The organism is Acinetobacter sp. XS-4 (assembly GCF_023920705.1).
Taxonomy (GTDB): domain Bacteria; phylum Pseudomonadota; class Gammaproteobacteria; order Pseudomonadales; family Moraxellaceae; genus Acinetobacter.
In genome coordinates this window covers 2,541,275-2,559,444 of the sequence record NZ_CP094657.1, presented here as the reverse complement: position 1 = coordinate 2,559,444, position 18,170 = coordinate 2,541,275, and the positions used below count along the sequence as shown (strand labels likewise).

The following is an 18,170-nucleotide window of genomic DNA, read 5'->3' as shown; positions in this document are numbered from 1 at the left end:
CGCACATCAAAACTATATTCCTTTTATGATGCTTGTTTTGGAATTTATTTCAAGTCTTATTTAGTCTGTTCTAACGATTATGATCCATGAAATAAGCTAAGTACTTGATATTCCGTGTGGGTGATTTTTTAAATTTCGTTTAACGAAATTAATTTTCAAAAAAGCTTGAAATTGGTGTTTTTGTTCTCGTACTATGAAACACATCCGCAGTAAACAAGATTTAAAACATGGTATCCAGACAAGCTGGAGATGGCTGATGGGTGCGATGGAAATACATAAAAAGGGAGATCACAGATGATCCGTGATGAAGGGATGTTGGAGCAGTTACTTTCAACAATTCGAGATTTTGTAAAAAATGAATTGATACCTCGTGAAAACGAAGTGGTAGAGAAAGACAAAATTCCAGATGACATTGTGCAGCAAATGCGTGAGCTTGGTTTATTTGGCCTCACAATTCCTGAAGAATATGGTGGCCTAGGCATTACTATGGAAGAAGAGGTCAGAGTTGCATTTGAACTTGGGCAAACTTCACCAGCTTTCCGTTCTTTAATTGGTACCAATAACGGTATTGGCTCAAGTGCAATTTTGATTGATGGTACAGAAGAGCAAAAGCAAAAATATTTACCGCGTTATGCAAGTGGCGAAATTATTGGTTCATTTTGTTTAACTGAGCCTGAATCTGGTTCTGATGCTGCATCTTTAAAAACCAGTGCAGTAAAAGACGGCGATTTTTATGTATTAAACGGCACCAAGCGTTTTATTACCAATGCACCCCATGCTGCAACTTTCACCGTCATGGCTCGAACGAATCCTGAAATTAAAGGGTCAGGTGGTATTTCAGCTTTTTTAGTTGAGGCTAATACGCCAGGTATTACTTTGGGCAAAATTGACCAAAAAATGGGGCAAAAGGGTTCACATACCTGTGATGTAATTTTTGAAAACTGCCGTGTGCCTGCTTCTGCACTCATTGGTGGGGTAGAAGGTGTCGGTTTTAAAACGGCCATGAAAGTGCTTGATAAAGGGCGTTTGCACATTGGTGCATATAGCGTGGGTGTTTCTGAGCGTATGTTAAACGACGCACTGCACTATGCAATTGAGCGCAAACAGTTTGGTCAGCCTATTGCGAACTTCCAGCTGATTCAAGCGATGCTCGCCGACTCAAAAGCCGAGATTTATGCGGCTAAATGTATGGTTTTAGATGCTGCCCGTCGCCGAGATAATGGCGAAAACATTAGTACAGAAGCATCTTGCGCAAAAATGTTTGCAACTGAAATGTGTGGCCGTGTTGCTGATCGATGTGTACAAATTCACGGTGGCGCAGGCTATATCAGTGAATATGCCATTGAGCGTTTTTATCGAGATGTCCGTTTGTTCCGTTTGTATGAAGGAACCACGCAAGTTCAACAAATTATTATTGCCAAAAACATGATTAGGGAAGCTACTACCTAATAAAAAACAAATGCCATGAGGCATTGGATGCCTCATGTTCCTTCTGAGGATATGGACATGACAACAGAAACCGTTGCACAAAATACGGCTAGCAGTGAAGCTATCCAGACACCAAAAAAAATTTGGATTACCGCATTTATATTCGCTTTTTTAACATTGTTGTGTGATGGGGCAGACTTAGGTTTTTTGGCATTGAGCCTGACCAGTCTTAAAGCAGAGTTTCATTTAACGGGTGTACAAGCTGGAACATTAGGTAGTTTAACACTTTTAGGTTCAGCAATTGGTGGCTTGATTGGGGGCTGGGCATGTGACCGTTTTGGACGGGTTCGCATTATTGTGTTCTTTATTGCTTATTCTTCAGTTTTAACCTGTGCGCTGGGTTTTACCGATTCTTATATGCAATTTGCAGTTTTAAGAACTTTTGGAGCGATGGGTTTAGGCGCACTTTATATTGCTTGCAATATTTTAATGTCAGAAATGGTGCCAACCAAACATCGCTCGACTGTTTTGGCTACTCTCATGACGGGTTATACCTTAGGTTCTTTGTTAGCGACCTTATTGGCAGGTCATATTATTCCTGAACATGGCTGGCGTTTCCTGTATTGGATTGCGATTACCCCTTTGGTATTGTCAATTTTAATGCACTTTTGTGTACCTGAACCTGAGTCTTGGAAAAAAGCGCGTCAATTAAAAGCGCTAGAAGTTGCTCAAAGTAACCAACCTAAAAAACGTCAAAACCCATATCTTGAAATTTTAAGAGATAAGAAACATGGCACCATGTTTGTTCTCTGGATTATTAGTACAGGTGCATTGCAGTTCGGTTATTACGGGGTAAGTAACTGGTTACCAGCTTATTTAGAGTCTGATCTTGGCATCAAGTTTAAAGAAATGGCCATGTATATGGTCGGTACGTTCTTGATTATGATGTTTGCCAAAGTGATTGCAGGAATCGTTGCCGACAAATTAGGACGCCGTGCTGTATTCGCTTTCGGAACCATTGGTACAGCCTTATTTATTCCGGTCATTGTCTATTTAAATACACCAACCAACATTTTATGGATGATGCTGTTCTTCGGGTTCCTGTACGGTATTCCATACGCAATTAATGCCACTTATATGACGGAAAGTTTCCCGACATCTATCCGAGGTTCGGCAGTGGGTGGTGCTTATAACATTGGTAAAGTACTTTCAATTTTCTCTCCATTAACAATTGGTTATTTATCACAGAATGGTTCTATTGGCTTAGGACTTTTGGTGATGGCTGCGGCTTATTTTATCTGCGGTGTAATCCCATTGTTATTTATTAAAGACCGACTATTTAACCCGCAAAAGGCAGAGTGACAGATCAATCTGTCACCTTAAATTAAGGATGAAAAGGGACAAGTGAGATGATAAATAAAATCACCAGTGACATTGAACCGATTTTAAAAGCTATTCCTGATGGAGCAACCATCATGACAGGCGGGTTTGGTGTAACGGGGCAACCTGCTGAATTAATTGAAGCCTTAATTGATTTAGGGAAAAAAGAACTCACCATTGTAAATAACAATGCGGCTTCTGGTGATCGTGGTTTAACAAATCTGATTATTGCCGGTTGCGTTAAAAAAATGATTTGTTCATTTCCAAAATCTGCTGGATCAACCGTTTTTCAAGACTTATATCGCGCAGGAAAAATTGAGTTGGAACTGGTTCCGCAAGGTAATTTGGCATGTCGTATTCAGGCAGCAGGTGCGGGTCTCGGTGCTATTTTTACTCCGACTGGTTATGGCACCAAAGTTGCCGAGGGCAAAGAAACTCGAACCATTAACGGTAAAAACTATGTGCTTGAATATCCACTTGAAGCCGATTTTGCACTGATTTATGCCGATAAAGCTGACCGCTGGGGCAATTTAACTTACCGTAAAGCAGCCCGCAATTTTGGTCCAATTATGGCAAAAGCTGCCAAGACCACCATTGTTCAAGTGAATGACACCGTAGAGCTAGGAACGCTTGATCCAGAGTGCATTATTACACCGGGAATTTTTGTTCAGCATGTTGTAAAAGTAGGAGATATCTAATGTCAGTTCAAAAGCGTTCTCGTGAAGATATTGCCAAACTCATTGCCAATGACATTCCTGAAGGTTCTTATGTGAATTTAGGGATTGGCTTACCGACCAACGTTGCTAAATTTTTGCCAAAAGACAAAGAAATCTTTTTACATTCGGAAAATGGTGTCTTGGCTTTTGGTCCACCACCACAACCTGGTGAAGAAGACCAAGATTTAGTTAATGCTGGAAAAGAACTTGTCACTTTATTAGATGGTGGATGCTTTATGCATCATGGTGACTCGTTTGACATTATGCGTGGTGGCCATCTGGACATTTGTGTGATTGGTGCATTCCAAGTTGCTGTAAATGGAGATTTGGCAAACTGGCATACTGGTAAAGCAGATGATGTGCCAGCAGTCGGCGGTGCTATGGATTTGGCGGTCGGCGCAAAAACGATTTATGTCTATATGGAACATGTCACCAAAAAAGGTGAGTCCAAGATTGTAAAGGAACTTACATATCCAATGACAGGTGAGCAGTGTGTAAACCGTATTTATACCGATTTATGCATTATTGAACTGAAAGATCAAAAAGCTTATGTGACGGAAATGGTAGATGGCTTAAGTCTTGATGAATTACAGGCAGTCACGGACTGTGAGCTAATAGATGCACGTGTAGCCTAAATTACACACGGAAAAAACGCTTCTTTAAGGATTAAAAGATGAGAAAATTAATTTTAGCTGTAGCTTGTGCTACGGCTTCAGGGACTATTTTTGCAAATTCTTCAGATACTACAGAACAAAGAATTAATTTGTTAGAAACCGAGCTGCAAAAGTTAAAAGCAGAACTTGCAGCTCAAAAGCAAACTCAAAATAATTTACAAGTCAAACAAGTAAAAATTGAAGAAAACATTAAAAGAACTAAAGCAACTGTAACGGAGAAGCCAGTTGCTCCTTCGTGGGTCACTTGGACGGATAACGTTAAGGTTTACGGTATTGCTCGTATTGATGCAGCGGTCGATTTTAAATCATCACCTGACTCGGGTGGTAGAACGACCAGCAGTTTGTACCGAGCCCCTTTTGAAAGTGAAAAACGTTCAAACCATGCGCGTTCCGATGCCATGATTAATGCAAGTCGACTAGGTGTTTATTTTAATAGTCCTAATAAAGCGGTCACAGGGAATATTGAAGCCGATTTCTTTGATAGCTCTAACATGGGAACGGGGGATGGTAAATTCCGTATCCGTCATGCATTTTTTACCTATAAAGACTGGACCTTTGGTCAAACATGGTCACTCATGTCTAACATGGAAACCCGTACGGAAGCTGTCGATTACACGCAATTTGTGGGAACCTCGTATACGCGTACTCCTCAAATTCGCTATGACTGGAAAATTGATGCCAATAATGATTTAAAAGTAGCCTTGGAATATACAGGTTCGAGAGTCTCTGCATTTCCAACTCTAACGGGTCGCTATAGCTTTAAACAAGGGCCTTTAACGGCACTTGCTCAAGGGTTTATTAATGAAAAATCCGCAGATGTCGCAACTGCCACGGTTAAGAAAGTAAGCTGGGGCGCCGGAGGTGGCTTAAAATATCAATTAACACCTCAGCAGTCGGTACAAGCAAATTATCAATATATTGTCGGTGATCAAAAATTTATGCCGTACACCACCCAAAGTGGTTTGGCAAATTCAACAAGTTTAAATGCCGCGGGTGATTTTTCTTTAAACGAAGATAAAACAGATTTGGTTATGAATAAGTTGAATAGCATCAATATTGGTTATTCATATAAATTTAATGAGCAATGGCGTGCAAATTTATCAGCTTCAATGTTTGATTATGATGATGACACGGCTTATGCCAAACTCAACCCAGATGCTAACAAACGCTTAACGGACTACGCAGCTAACGTTTTCTATTCACCGATTGAGCAAATGGATATTGGTATGGAATATCATCAAGGCAAAAGAGAAGTGTTTGATGGCAGAACCGCTGATGTATCACGCGTAAACTTTGTATCGATGTATAAATTTTAAAATAGGGCGTAGTTAAAAATGGAAAAAATAGTTGAGCCCAATGCAGAAAATATACTGTCAAAAAGCTTTATTTTTATCATGGCAATGACATGTGGAATTTGTGCGGGTTCAAACTATTATAACCAGCCCTTAATCTATTCAATTGCAGAAGCATTAAAAGTTAATGCCGATCAAGTTGCTTTAACCATTGTCATTAGCCAACTGTCATATGCAGTTGGCCTTTTTATATTGGTTCCCTTAGGCGACTTTTTTGAAAAGCGAAGTTATATTTGTTTGCTCATGTGTTGTACAGGCCTTGCACAAGTAGGGCTATCCTTAAGTCAAACCTTGCCAGTTTTATATGGCTTTACCTTTTTAGCGACATTCTTTTCTATTGCGACTCAAGTTTTAGTTCCTTTCGCCGCAGGTTTAGCTAGCCCGAAAAAAAGCCCTCAAGTTGTAGGCACTCTCATGAGCGGTTTGTTTTTGGGAATATTATTGGCGCGTTCTATCGCAGGCTTACTTTCTACAGTTTGGTCTTGGCATACGGTTTATTTAATTAGCGGAATTGTCATTTTGGTGTTTGCTTGGATAATGTGGGTGAAGTTACCAATTGCACGTAAGTCTCACCAACTCAATATTCTACAGATTTATGGTTCATTATTTTCACTAGCAGCTCATCAGCCTCATTTATTGCGCCGTGGTTTTGCTGGAGGAATTGGCTTTGGTATTTTGGCTCTGATTTTTACTACCATGACTTTTATTTTGGCGAATGAACCATATCACTTTAACGATTTCCAGATTGGTTTATTTGGGATTGTTGGACTGGCAGGCGTATTTGCGACCCCTTGGGCAGGTAAGAAAATTGCAGCAGGGCTTGAGAATAAAATTGCAGTGATTTGCATGGGGCTATTAATGAGTGCATGGATACCACTATTTTTTGCACAGCAGTCTCTGGTTGCCTACGCTGTTGGGGTTGTTATGGCGTACTTTGGTTTGTCGGCATTTCATGTACTTAATCAAAATCTGGTCTACCGAATTTCGGCCGAGGCACGTTCTCGTATTAATTCAATTTATATGACCTTATATTTTGGTGGAGCAGCCTTAGGTTCTTTTATTGCGGTGTATGCATGGAAACATTGGGGATGGGAAGCTTGTGCCGCTTTAGGTTTAGCGATGGCAATATTAAGTTTTATGATTGATCGCTTAGATTTTTATGAAATGGGTAAGATTGCAAAGCATGAAAAAGCTCCATAAACAGGAGCTTCAATATTTTATTATTTGCGAATAATCATTAAGGTTGCCGAAGCAAAGGCATACACTTTGCCGCTTTCATCTACGATTTTTCCTTCGGTACTAATAATATTACGGCCCGCATTAATCAATTCGGCTATCGCATAGTAAGACGTATCAACCTGCATGGGACGGATCATTTTTACATTTAAATCAATGGTTCCATAGCCAACGCCATGTTCAAGTAGAGTATGAGCTGCGCTGCCTGTTGCTGTATCTAACGCTGTGGCGCAAAAGCCGCCGTGTACACCGCCTTGTATATTTCTATGTTCTTTGCGAGGAGTAACTTTATAAGTTGCTTTACCTTCGGATACTTCAACGAGTTTCATCGGTATGGTATGAGCCATAGGTGATGGGGAAATTTCACCATTTTTTAAAGCGGTTAAAAACTCAAGACCTGTGTATTTCTGGCTTTCCATGAATCGTCCTTGGATAATTAAGCAATCTAATCACGATACTATAAATTGAATTTTTACGGAATAAAATTTTGCAATACAAAATTAAATTTAATCTAATTAATTAATACTAATTACTTTTTATTCTATATTTGTATTTTAAAACATGTATTTATGTTTTGTATCTATTTCTGAGTTACGATAATTTTATTAAATTAGTGAAAATATATTTTGCTATAAGAAATTTTTTGATATTTTGGTGAGATTGAAACAATAAAAGTCCATTCAAGGAAAAAACGATATCTGCCTATTACACAGGTAGTAACGTGAAAGGAAAAAACTATGCCTTTATACAAAGCTCCATTACGCGATATGCAATTTGTGCTGCATGAAATGCTTCAAACAGAACAGAACTATCAAGGTTTAAGCAAATATCAGGAAAGCGTAAATCGAGAATTAATTGATCAATACTTAGAGGCAGCAGCAGATTTTTGTGAAAATGAATTGGCACCTATTAACCAAAATGGCGATCAGGAAGGGTGCCATTTAAATCAAGGCGTAGTCACAACGCCGAAAGGTTTTAAAGAAGCCTACCAAAAATATGCTGAGCTTGGGTTTACCTCACTAACCGCTGACCCAGAATATGGTGGGCAAGGCTTGCCGACCTTATTGCGAATTGCCATTTCTGAAATGTTATGTGGTTCTAATTGGGCTTGGGCAATGTATCCGGGCTTGTCTCATGGTGCAATGAGAACGATTGAGCATCATGGTACCGAACAGCAAAAGCAAAAGTTTTTAACTAAGTTGATTAGTGGCGTCTGGACCGGAACGATGTGTTTAACCGAATCACATGCGGGTTCGGACCTTGGGTTAATTAGAACTAAAGCAGAACCAAATCCTGACGGTAGTTATTCCATTACAGGTGAAAAGATTTTTATCTCGGCAGGCGAACACGATCTTTCTGAAAATATTATTCATATTGTTTTAGCCCGTTTGCCTCAAGCACCCGCAGGGACTAAAGGTATTTCTTTATTTATTGTGCCTAAATTTAATGTGAGTGACGACGGTCAGGTGCTGGACCGTAATAAAGTCGTTTGTAGTGCGATTGAACATAAAATGGGGATCCATGGTAATGCCACCTGTGTATTGAATTTTGATGGTGCGAAAGGTTATCTGATTGGCCCTGAAAATCGTGGGCTCAATTGTATGTTTACCTTCATGAATACCGCACGTATTGGAACGGCAGTGCAAGGGCTTGCTGCTTCTGAAATTTCATTTCAAGGCGCATTAAGTTATGCCAAAGAGCGGCTCGCCATGCGTTCGCTATCTGGTCCTCAATATCCTGAGAAAAATGCCGACCCAATTATTGTGCATCCCGCTGTGCGATCAATGTTAATGACGCAAAAAGCTTTTTCTGAAGGTGGCCGTGCATTGACTTACTTTTTAGCTCAGCATGTCGATATTGTGGAAAGTTCAAACGATCAGGAACAGCAAAAGCACTCCGATGAATTACTGGCTTTTTTAACGCCAATTGCTAAAGCTTTTTTAACAGAATCAGGCAATGAATCCGCTAAGCATGGTGTTCAAGTATTTGGTGGGCATGGCTTTATTGTTGAGCATGGTATGGAGCAGATTGTACGTGATGCGCGTATCTCAACATTGTATGAGGGAACCACCGAGATTCAGTCTTTAGATCTGCTTGCACGTAAAGTCCTCAAGTCGGAAGGCAAACTTCTAAAAAATATGACGGACTTAATTGATCAATTTATTGGTCAACAGCAATCAAATGAAGTGTTAAAACCTTATTTAGAAAAATTAGCTGAGCTTAAGCAACAATGGTTGTCACTGACCAAAACGATTGCCGACAAAGCAAAGCACAACTCAGAAGAAATAGGGGCAGCTTCAGTAGATTATCTTTATTTTTCTAGTTACGTCGTGTTCGCTTATTTGTGGGCGCGAATGGCACAAGTTGCCCATGAAAAATTAGAGGTGGGTACAAAAGAGGAAGCTTTTTATAAAGCAAAATTAACGACAGCTAAGTTTTTCTATCAAAAACTTTTACATCGTACACAGAGTCATGCCGCTTCTATTGAGTCTGGAGCTGAATCTGTGATGGAACTTGACCAAGATGCTTTTGCATTTTAATGACTAGTAATTTTTAGGATCGCTGGGTGAAATTGACATGCGTAATTTTACCTAGTGATTAAATTTGTAATTTTAGACTCATGAGTTTTTGGTAGGAAAAACCAGTTGAGCCAAAGAAATAGAGGGTTAACATAAGCATTAAAACATGAATTTTCATCAAATATTAATGTTGGATAAGGACTAAGGAAAGAAATCATGAATGCTTATTATCAGTTACTGAATAGAACAATTGGTCCTCAAGGCGAAGTTATTGCTCATTATTGCTCAACTGTTCATGCACAAGGGGCATGGAACCCTCATGAACAGCATATGGCCCCTGCAAGTGGCGTAATCGCAGCTGAGTTAGAGCAATTTTCGCCACGACAAGATATGCGCATTGGTCGAATTAGTTTTGATATTTTTGGACTAATTGCATTTGGTGAATTTACGATTAAGACACATGTGATTCGTGCGGGTAAAACGATTGAACTGATTGAAGCCGAAATGCAAGCACAGGGTAAAACTTGCATTGTGGCTAGAGCGTGGCGCATGTGCACTCAAGATAGTTCCGATATTGCTGGGCTTGAAGATCAGCCAGTTCATCACCCAGATACCTTTACCGAATGGACGGGTATGAAAAGATGGCCGGGTGGTTTTATCCAGACACTCGTCACTAAAACTGATGATCAACACCGCGCAGGTAAAGGTATTGTTTGGCTCAATAATGATAAAGAAATGGTTGAAGGGCAGTCGACGACAGATTTTGCCCATTTGATTGGCATGATAGATACCGCAAACGGAATTGTGCCTAGACAAGAAGGCGAATTTACGTGGGGCTTCCCAAATCTTGATTTGCAAGTTCACATGCACCGTTATCCGCAAGGTAAATGGTTGGGGCTGGAAACCGTTCAGCAATATGGTTCGGATGGTATTGGTTTAACCAGTGCAGTTTTACATGATGTGTATGGCCCATTTGGCCGAAGCGAACAGATTTTGACATTACGTAAAATGGCTAAATAAATATTTCAGTTAATAAAAAAGTCATCGCTAAGGATGACTTTTTTTATTTTCAGATCTAAATTACAAGCATTTCTTAGCTACGCACTTTAATGAGTGTTGGGGTAAGTTCATCCCAACGCTGTTTTGCAGCGTCCATTGCTTTCATTTTAATATGGCCATAACCACGAACTTCAGCTGGTAATTTTGCAATTTGTTCAGCGACTGCCAAGTTATGATTGTCTGGCGCTTCAACAAGTGCTTCAACAAATGCGATATAACGGTCACGCCATGCTTGTTCGTGTTGACGTTCTTCTTGACGTGCAAATGGGTCAAGGAAAGTTTCACGAAGCCATTGTAAGCGCGCAAGCATCATCATCGGGAAGCGCATCCAGTAACCAAACGCACGTTTACGAATATTTTGCAGGCCACCCAGTAAAGCTGGTGGAGCAAGGTGATATGTTAAACGTAAGCCTTTACCGAACTGGGTTTCAATTGACTCTTTGAAGCTTTTACCTGTTAAAAGACGTGCAACTTCATATTCATCTTTATACGCCATGACTCTATAAAGCTGAGTTGCAATGGTACCTGTTAACTCTTCTGGTAATTTTTTAGCAGCCAGCTCAACAAGGGTACGATATTTAGCTGCATAAGCTTCATTCCAATAGTCTGTCAGACGAGTAGAGCGGTCTTCAACAAGTTCAGCCAAAGTTTGCGGAGTTTTAGTTTTTGGCATTGCCGCAACTAAGCGTGCCGCTAAAGTTGGGTCACTTGCAAGATGACAACCCACACGGAAAGCTTCAAGGTTCTTTTCAACAGCAGTACCATTTAGGCGAATTGCTTTTTCAATGCTTTCACGTAATAGCGGAATGCGACCAGATTGCCAAGCCATACCAAGTAATAACTGGTTGGTATAGATTGAATCACCTAACAGTTGTGTTGCAATGCGAGCTGCCGGCAGAGAAACCAGTTGACCTTGACGTACACGACCACGAAGACGATCAATTAAATCGCTAATCGGTGCATACCAGTCACGAGATTTAATAAAGTCAGAAGTAGGAGTACTGTCTTCATTCACAATAACCAAAGCATCATCTTTTAAGCGAGATAGAGCAGCGTTACCACCAGCGACTACGGCATCTGCACCAATGAGTAGTTCACATTGTCCTGCCGGAATTTTGGTAGAAGAAATTTGTTCATCACTTGCTGCAAGTTGTACGTATGAATAAACCGTACCACCTTTTTGAGCAAGTCCAGCCATGTCCATAACACGGGTTGCTTTACCTTCTAGATGAGCTGCCATACCAAGCAGTGCACCGATAGTCACCACACCTGTACCACCAATACCACCGACCATAATACGACTTGGAATGTCATATAACTGAGGAATGATTGGTGATGTCGGCCAGCCTGCACTAATTCCTTCAAATTTAGCTGGACGTTTCATATCACGTGTATGAACAGTCACAAAACTAGGGCAGAACCCTTCGGCACAAGTGAAGTCTTTATTACAGCTACTTTGGTTAATTTGACGTTTAGTACCTAAAGCTGTCTCTACTGGCTCAATAGATAAGCAGTTTGATTTTTTAGAGCAGTCGCCACAGCCTTCGCAAATATCACTGCTAATGTATAAACGCTCAGCTGGGTCAGGATAGACATCACGTTTACGGCGACGGCGTTTTTCACTCGCACAGGTTTGTACATAAATTAAAGCGGTTACACCTGAAACTTCACGCAACTCACGTTGAACTTTATCGAGTTCATTACGGTGGCGAATTTCTACACCCAGTGCAATACCATCTTCTTCGTTTAATAGTTTAACTTCATCAGTCACGATGACTTGTTTTTTAATACCTTCGGCAGCGAGCTGACGAGTTAACTGTGCAACGCTCAAATGTCCATCTACATGCTGACCACCTGTCATAGCGACCGCATCGTTATAGAGGATTTTGTAGGTAATATTAATTTTTGCAGCGATGGATTGACGAATTGCTAAGTAACCTGAGTGGAAATATGTTCCATCACCAAGGTTGGCAAAAATGTGTTTTTCATTGGTAAAGTGCGATGCACCCACCCAGCTTACACCTTCACCACCCATTTGAGAGAATGTTTCGGTACCACGGTCAAGTGAAACTGCAATATAGTGACAACCGATACCACCTAGGGCACGGCTACCTTCAGGGACGACTGTTGAAGAATTATGAGGACAACCACTACAGAAATACGGTTTACGTTCAGCAAGATCAATAACACGTTTTGATTCTTGCTCTGCTTTTAGAAGTAAGTCGATTCTGCTTTGAATTTGTACTTTTAAGCTTTCTGGAATATCTAGTTTTAAGAAGCGAGCAGCCAGCATTTTTGCAATAGGTTCAGGCTGAAACTCATAGTGACCAATGAGTGGTGCTTCTTCAATAGAGGTACTCCATTCACCTTTCCCATCGGTGGCTTTACCAATCACATGTGGGCGTTTGCCATCAGGAAGTGAGTACAGCTCATCTTTAATTTGTGCTTCAATAATTGGACGTTTTTCTTCAATAACGATCAGTTCTTGCAAACCTTCTGCAAACTCACGAACGCCTTGAGGTTCTAAAGGCCAAATTAGACCAACTTGATAAACACGTAGCCCAAGCTGTTGGGCAGTTTCATCTTCAATACCTAAAATGCGTAGGGCTTCAATCGTATCTAAATAACCTTTACCACTTGCGGCAATACCAATACGGGCATTTTCACACGGCCATGTTACGGTGTTGATTTTATTCGCGCGGGCATAAGCCAAAACAGCAGGTAAGCGATATTTATAAAGACGTTCTTCTTGCTGAATGCCATGATCTGGCCAGCGAATGTTGACGCCGTCGGCAGGGAAATCGACATCTTCTGGTATCACCGGAGTAACTCGGTTAAGGTCAACATGAACTGAAGCAGAAGTTTCTACAATTTCACTAACCAGCTTCATTGAAGACCATAGGCCAGAAAAACGTGAGACAGCAATAGCGTGTACACCAAAGTCTAAAATTTGTTGAACGGATGTTGGGTAGAAAATTGGAATACCACAACCAATCATGACATGTTCAGACTGATGCGGGATTGTAGAAGATTTACATGAGTGGTCATCACCAAATAAAGCAACAACACCACCACGTTCAGAGGTACCAGCTAAGTTAGCATGGCGGAGTACATCGCCTGAACGGTCAACACCTGGGCCTTTACCATACCACCATGAAGACACTCCATCATATTTGCCTTGGCCTGAAAGGTTAACTTGTTGTGTACCCCAAATTGCGGTAGCAGCTAAGTCTTCGTTTACACCAGGTTGAAATACAACATTATGGGATTTAAGCAATCCTTGAACTTGCCAAAGGAAACTATCGTAGTTACCAACAGGAGAACCGCGATAACCAGAAATAAAACCAGCAGTATGATAACCATTAATCGCGTCACGGCGAGTTTGGGCAAGAGGCAACCGAACAAGTGCCTGAATGCCAGTCATATATGCTGTACCGTTATCACTTACATATTTATCTTCAAGTGACACATCCTTTGTTGCAATAATATTTGGAGTGACTTTTGTAGCTATATTCATTTATATCTCCTTAGAATTTTTAGTAGCTCGGACTACTTTCTTTTTTCAACATCCAGTTGAATATTTGGAGCAAGTGACATACGAAATAAAAAAAGATCGGTTCCTCTTCTTAAAAAAGAATTAGTGCCAATGTATGTACATTTAGTCATTGTGGTTGAACTAAACTGGTGCAACAATCCGTAATTTAGGAAAACATATTTACGTTATGCGCAAAAATCTCGATGGTGGACTATTGCATGCAATGCATGCATTCCTGAAAGTGATTGATAGCGGGAGTTTCACAGCAGCAGCTGAGCAGATGGATCTGACCACAGCACAGGTTTCACGTCTTATCAGCGAGCTAGAAACACGCTTAGGTACAAAACTCATACAACGCTCGACGCGCCAGCAGGCACTGACTGATATTGGTGCAGCTTATGCGGAACGTTGTCGACAAGTCATTTCAATGGTGGATGAAGCTGAATCAGAAGTCGCTGGAACAGCCTCAAAACCGAAAGGACGTTTACGTGTATTAAGTATGGGAAGCTTTGGGCATCACTACGTCTTTCCTGTCATGGCCGAGTTTTGCAAACATTATCCTGAATTAACCGTGGAATATACGACCTCACAGTATGTTCCAGACCTGTTGGCAAAAGGGGTGGATGTCAGTCTGTATCTGACTGAATCATTAACAGATTCTCGTTTTGTTGCACGCAGAATTGGTACTATCTTTTCTGTTTTATGTGCTTCGCCTGCTTATTTAGAAAAGCATGGAGTACCAAAGTCCCCAGAAGAATTAAAAGATCATGCCTGTTTACGCTTGGTAAACCCGTCGATTACGCCAGATTGGCATTTGTTAAATACAAGTGGTGAGTCTTATCAAGTCGACATTGGCGGGCAACTCATTGCAGATAACCCAGAGTTATTGTTAGATGTTGTGCAACAGGATATGGGAATCGCGTTATTGCCGATGTTTTCGGCTTTAGATGCAGTTCAGAATGGAAGATTATGCCATATCTTGCCAGAGTGGCGTTCGCCCGATATAGGGGTTTATACGCTATTGCCTTCACGCCATTTTATCGATGCTAAAACGCGTGCATGGTTAGACTGGGTGGAAGAATATATTTCGCCAAGAATTGAAATGGATGCTTCTTATTTTTATAAATAATCAGATAAATTTTTAAGGACTACAATTGAAAAAGGATGAAGAATAATACGGATTTAGAACAAAAATAGGGTAGAGAATGCTTCTGTTGAGAGAGGCATTTAATACAAAGATAAATGATAAATTTTAAAAAAATTGCATGAGAGATTAGTCCCAATTCCTGAATGAAATGAGATAAAGATTAGATGGGATGATCTGGTACTTCGCCTAATAGTAAGCCTTATACCAGATGCTGAGCTATTTTAATTTATGACTAGGCACACTTGGTTTGCCAATAAGCATTTGCATAATTGGACAAGCTTTTTCGGTTTAATACATTGCTAATATTTTGGCTGGCTTGCATCAATTTTTCTAGGTCAATGCCAGTTTCAAATCCCATGTGTGAAAGCAAATAAAACAGATCTTCGGTCGATACATTGCCAGAGGCACCTTTGGCATAAGGGCAACCACCAAGACCTGCAAGAGACGAATCAAAAACACGAATGCCTTGCTGTAAAGACTGATAAATATTGGCAATCGCCATGCCATAGGTGTTGTGGAAATGTCCTGCTAACACTGAGCTATCTAGCTCAGCCAGACAGGCTTGCCAAACCTTTTGAACTCGATCTGGTGTAGCCGTACCAATGGTTTCACCTAAAGATACTTCATAGCAGCCCATGTCATAGAGTCGTTTAACAACTTTTACGACTTGCTCAGGAGCAATTGCGCCTTCATAAGGACAATCGACAATACAAGAGACATAACCTCGTACACGTATGTTATGTGCTTTTGCAGCAGTCATGACATCACTAAATTTTTCAAAGCTCTCGTCGATTGAGCAGTTGATATTTTTACGGGTAAAGCTTTCAGAAGCTGCGGTAAACACCGCAACCTCTTTGCATCCTACCGCTTGAGCGGTTTCAAAACCTTTGATATTGGGGGTGAGCAGACTAAATTGTACATCGGTTGTTTGGGGTAACAGCTTAAATAGCTCATCACTTTGAGCCATTTGCGGCACCCATTTTGCGGAAACGCATGAACCGACTTCAATCGATTTTAGACCTGCATTAATCAGGTCATTAATGAAGTTTAAGCGTTGTTCGACAGTTAAAGCCTGCTTTTCGTTTTGGAGGCCGTCTCTGGGACCGACCTCCACGATTTTGACAAACTCACTCATGCAACTTCCTCCTGTGCAGGCTGAAATTCCACAAGCTCATCGCCAGCTTTGACCTGATCACCGACTTGGAAATAGGAATCTACAATCAAGCCGTCTTTAGGGGCACGAATGGTATATTCCATTTTCATCGCTTCAAGCGTCATTAAAATATCGTCTTTCTTCACGCTATGATTTGCGCTCACCAGTACTTGTGTGACCACACCAGGCATTGGGGCTTTTAAGTGACCTTCGTCAGCTTGGCTATCTGCTTGATTAAAGTCTTGGCGAATATAAGCAAACTTATAACTTTGTCCATTTTGGAACAAGGTAATGCCTTGCTGACTTTGGTTAAAAGATAGCTTTTGCTGAGTTCCATCAATTTGAACAGAGGCAGTATGTGCATCAATCAATTGACCTGAAATTGGGTAGCTTTGTCCGTTATATTCTGCGGTGAAGCCATCTTCATTTGAGGCAAACTTGATTTGGATATTTTGGTTTAAATAGTTCAGTTTAATGCTATGCTGATAGGCAATATTTAAACGCCAAAGTGGTTGAGCCTGCCAAAGTTGTTTTTGGCTTGAACTGTTGTTATTAAGTTTGCTTAGAAACTCAATAAATGCCGCTGCCACTACAAGTTCTGGTTTGATCTCTTCAGGGCTAAACAAGAAGTTTTGTTCACGTTGAATCAGGTTAGTATCAAGCTTGGCTTGTTTAAAAGATTCGCTACGAACAATCTTTTCCAGAAAGGCAATATTGTTGCCTAAGCCATCGACATGGAATTGACTTAAAGCATGCTGCATTTGAATGAGCGCAGCTTCACGGTTTTTACCCCATACGATCAATTTGGCAATCATTGGGTCGTAATACGTCGTGATTTCATCGCCTTCAACAATACCGCTGTCTACACGCACATATTGGTTTTGAGTTGGGTAGTGTAGATAGTCAATTTTACCGATTGCAGGTAAAAAGCCTTTTTCAGGTTCTTCGGCGTAAATACGTGCTTCGAGCGCATGTCCGTGAATTTGCAATTCGTTTTGTAGTTTAGGCAAAGGTTCGCCATAAGCGACACGAAGTTGCCATTCAACTAAGTCTTCACCTGTAATCATTTCAGTGACAGGGTGTTCGACTTGTAAGCGAGTATTCATTTCCATGAAATACGCTGTACCGTCTTGTTCTACAATAAACTCAACCGTACCGGCACCAACATAATCTACGGCACGTGCAGCATCAATTGCAGCTTGGCGCATTGCATCGAGCTTTTCGCTTGGCATTTGTGGAGCAGGGGCTTCTTCTAGCACTTTTTGGTGACGGCGTTGTACCGAACAGTCGCGTTCAAACAAATGTACATAGTTGCCATGTGTATCACCAAACACTTGTACTTCAATATGGCGAGGCTGAATCACATAACGCTCAATCAAGACATCATCATTACCAAAGCTCGATTTGGCTTCACGTTTACAAGAGGCTAAGGCATGCAGAAAATCTTCACTGCGTTCAACCAGACTCATGCCTTTACCACCACCACCGGCACTGGCTTTAATTAAAACAGGATAGCCAATTTGATCTGCCTGTTGTTTTAAAAAGTCGGCATCTTGGTTGGTTCCGTGATAACCCGGTGTTAAAGGAACACCTGCTTTTTCCATTAAAGCTTTAGAGGTCGCTTTTAAGCCCATCGCTAAAATGGCATCAACTGGTGGGCCAATAAAGCAAATATTGTGCTGTTGGCAAGCGAGTGCGAACTGGTCATTTTCTGAAAGGAAGCCGTAGCCTGGGTGAACCGCTTGGCTGCCTGTATCAATCGCTGCTTGAATAATACGGTCGGCTTGCAAATAACTTTGCGTTGCAGGGGATTGACCAATATAAACCGCTTCATCTGCAAGTTTGACATGTTGTGCATTTGCGTCTGCATCTGAGTAAACGGCAACCGTTGCAATACCTAATTTTTTAGCTGTACGAATTACACGGCAGGCAATTTCGCCACGGTTCGCAATTAAAATCTTTTCAAACATG

13 protein-coding genes are annotated in these 18,170 nt (G+C 40.9%); 9 read left to right on the top strand and 4 right to left on the bottom strand.

The features are described 5' to 3' along the window. Window positions 1-294 precede the first annotated feature (294 nt). From MMY79_RS11960 to MMY79_RS11935, 6 genes are read left to right on the top strand one after another with little or no spacing between them, the layout of a single operon-like run. Complete coding sequence (locus MMY79_RS11960) at window positions 295-1,449, top strand: acyl-CoA dehydrogenase family protein (protein ID WP_092705456.1); 1,155 nt, start codon at window positions 295-297, stop codon at window positions 1,447-1,449. Window positions 1,450-1,506: 57 nt separating this feature from the next. Then, window positions 1,507-2,790 (top strand): MFS transporter, encoded by a 1,284-nt coding sequence (locus MMY79_RS11955; RefSeq protein WP_252608776.1) that lies wholly within the window; start codon window positions 1,507-1,509, stop codon window positions 2,788-2,790. Window positions 2,791-2,837: 47 nt separating this feature from the next. Beyond that, window positions 2,838-3,506: a 3-oxoacid CoA-transferase subunit A gene (locus MMY79_RS11950; protein ID WP_000608703.1), complete on the top strand. Its 669-nt coding sequence runs from the start codon at window positions 2,838-2,840 to the stop codon at window positions 3,504-3,506. After that, window positions 3,506-4,159 carry a 3-oxoacid CoA-transferase subunit B gene (locus MMY79_RS11945; protein WP_252608774.1) on the top strand — a complete coding sequence of 218 codons (654 nt, stop codon included), beginning with the start codon at window positions 3,506-3,508 and terminating at the stop codon, window positions 4,157-4,159. The genes MMY79_RS11950 and MMY79_RS11945 overlap by 1 nt, the downstream gene beginning before the upstream one ends. Before the next feature lie 38 nt (window positions 4,160-4,197). After that, window positions 4,198-5,514, top strand: coding sequence for an outer membrane trimeric porin-like protein DcaP (gene dcaP, locus MMY79_RS11940; protein ID WP_252608771.1), 1,317 nt, complete (start codon window positions 4,198-4,200; stop codon window positions 5,512-5,514). Between the two features lie 18 nt (window positions 5,515-5,532). After that, window positions 5,533-6,750 carry an MFS transporter gene (locus tag MMY79_RS11935; RefSeq protein WP_252608752.1) on the top strand — a complete coding sequence of 406 codons (1,218 nt, stop codon included), beginning with the start codon at window positions 5,533-5,535 and terminating at the stop codon, window positions 6,748-6,750. Window positions 6,751-6,770: 20 nt separating this feature from the next. Here the strand turns inward: MMY79_RS11935 and MMY79_RS11930 are convergent, their stop codons facing one another. Further along, on the bottom strand, window positions 6,771-7,220 hold the full coding sequence (locus MMY79_RS11930; protein WP_252613519.1) for a PaaI family thioesterase: 450 nt from the start codon (window positions 7,218-7,220) through the stop codon (window positions 6,771-6,773). Window positions 7,221-7,523: 303 nt separating this feature from the next. Here MMY79_RS11930 and MMY79_RS11925 point away from each other — a divergent pair, with 303 nt between their 5' ends. Then, window positions 7,524-9,326 (top strand): acyl-CoA dehydrogenase C-terminal domain-containing protein, encoded by a 1,803-nt coding sequence (locus MMY79_RS11925; RefSeq protein ID WP_252608749.1) that lies wholly within the window; start codon window positions 7,524-7,526, stop codon window positions 9,324-9,326. A 195-nt stretch (window positions 9,327-9,521) separates the two neighbouring features. Then, a complete protein-coding gene (locus MMY79_RS11920) occupies window positions 9,522-10,325 on the top strand; it encodes a thioesterase family protein (RefSeq protein WP_252608746.1) in 804 nt (267 codons plus the stop codon). Window positions 10,326-10,398: 73 nt separating this feature from the next. On the opposite strand, the gene MMY79_RS11915 is transcribed toward MMY79_RS11920, so the two are convergent. Continuing rightward, complete coding sequence (locus tag MMY79_RS11915; protein WP_252608744.1) at window positions 10,399-13,881, bottom strand: indolepyruvate ferredoxin oxidoreductase family protein; 3,483 nt, start codon at window positions 13,879-13,881, stop codon at window positions 10,399-10,401. 205 nt (window positions 13,882-14,086) lie between these two features. Here MMY79_RS11915 and MMY79_RS11910 point away from each other — a divergent pair, with 205 nt between their 5' ends. Further along, entirely contained in the window at window positions 14,087-15,028 is a 942-nt protein-coding gene (locus tag MMY79_RS11910; RefSeq protein WP_252608743.1) for a LysR family transcriptional regulator, read from the top strand. 250 nt (window positions 15,029-15,278) lie between these two features. Here the strand turns inward: MMY79_RS11910 and MMY79_RS11905 are convergent, their stop codons facing one another. Together MMY79_RS11905 and MMY79_RS11900 are read right to left on the bottom strand one after the other, a co-directional pair. Further along, window positions 15,279-16,181 (bottom strand): hydroxymethylglutaryl-CoA lyase, encoded by a 903-nt coding sequence (locus MMY79_RS11905; RefSeq protein ID WP_252608740.1) that lies wholly within the window; start codon window positions 16,179-16,181, stop codon window positions 15,279-15,281. Then, window positions 16,178-18,169, bottom strand: coding sequence for an acetyl/propionyl/methylcrotonyl-CoA carboxylase subunit alpha (locus tag MMY79_RS11900; protein WP_252608737.1), 1,992 nt, complete (start codon window positions 18,167-18,169; stop codon window positions 16,178-16,180). The genes MMY79_RS11905 and MMY79_RS11900 overlap by 4 nt, the downstream gene beginning before the upstream one ends. Between the last annotated feature and the right edge of the window lies 1 nt (window position 18,170).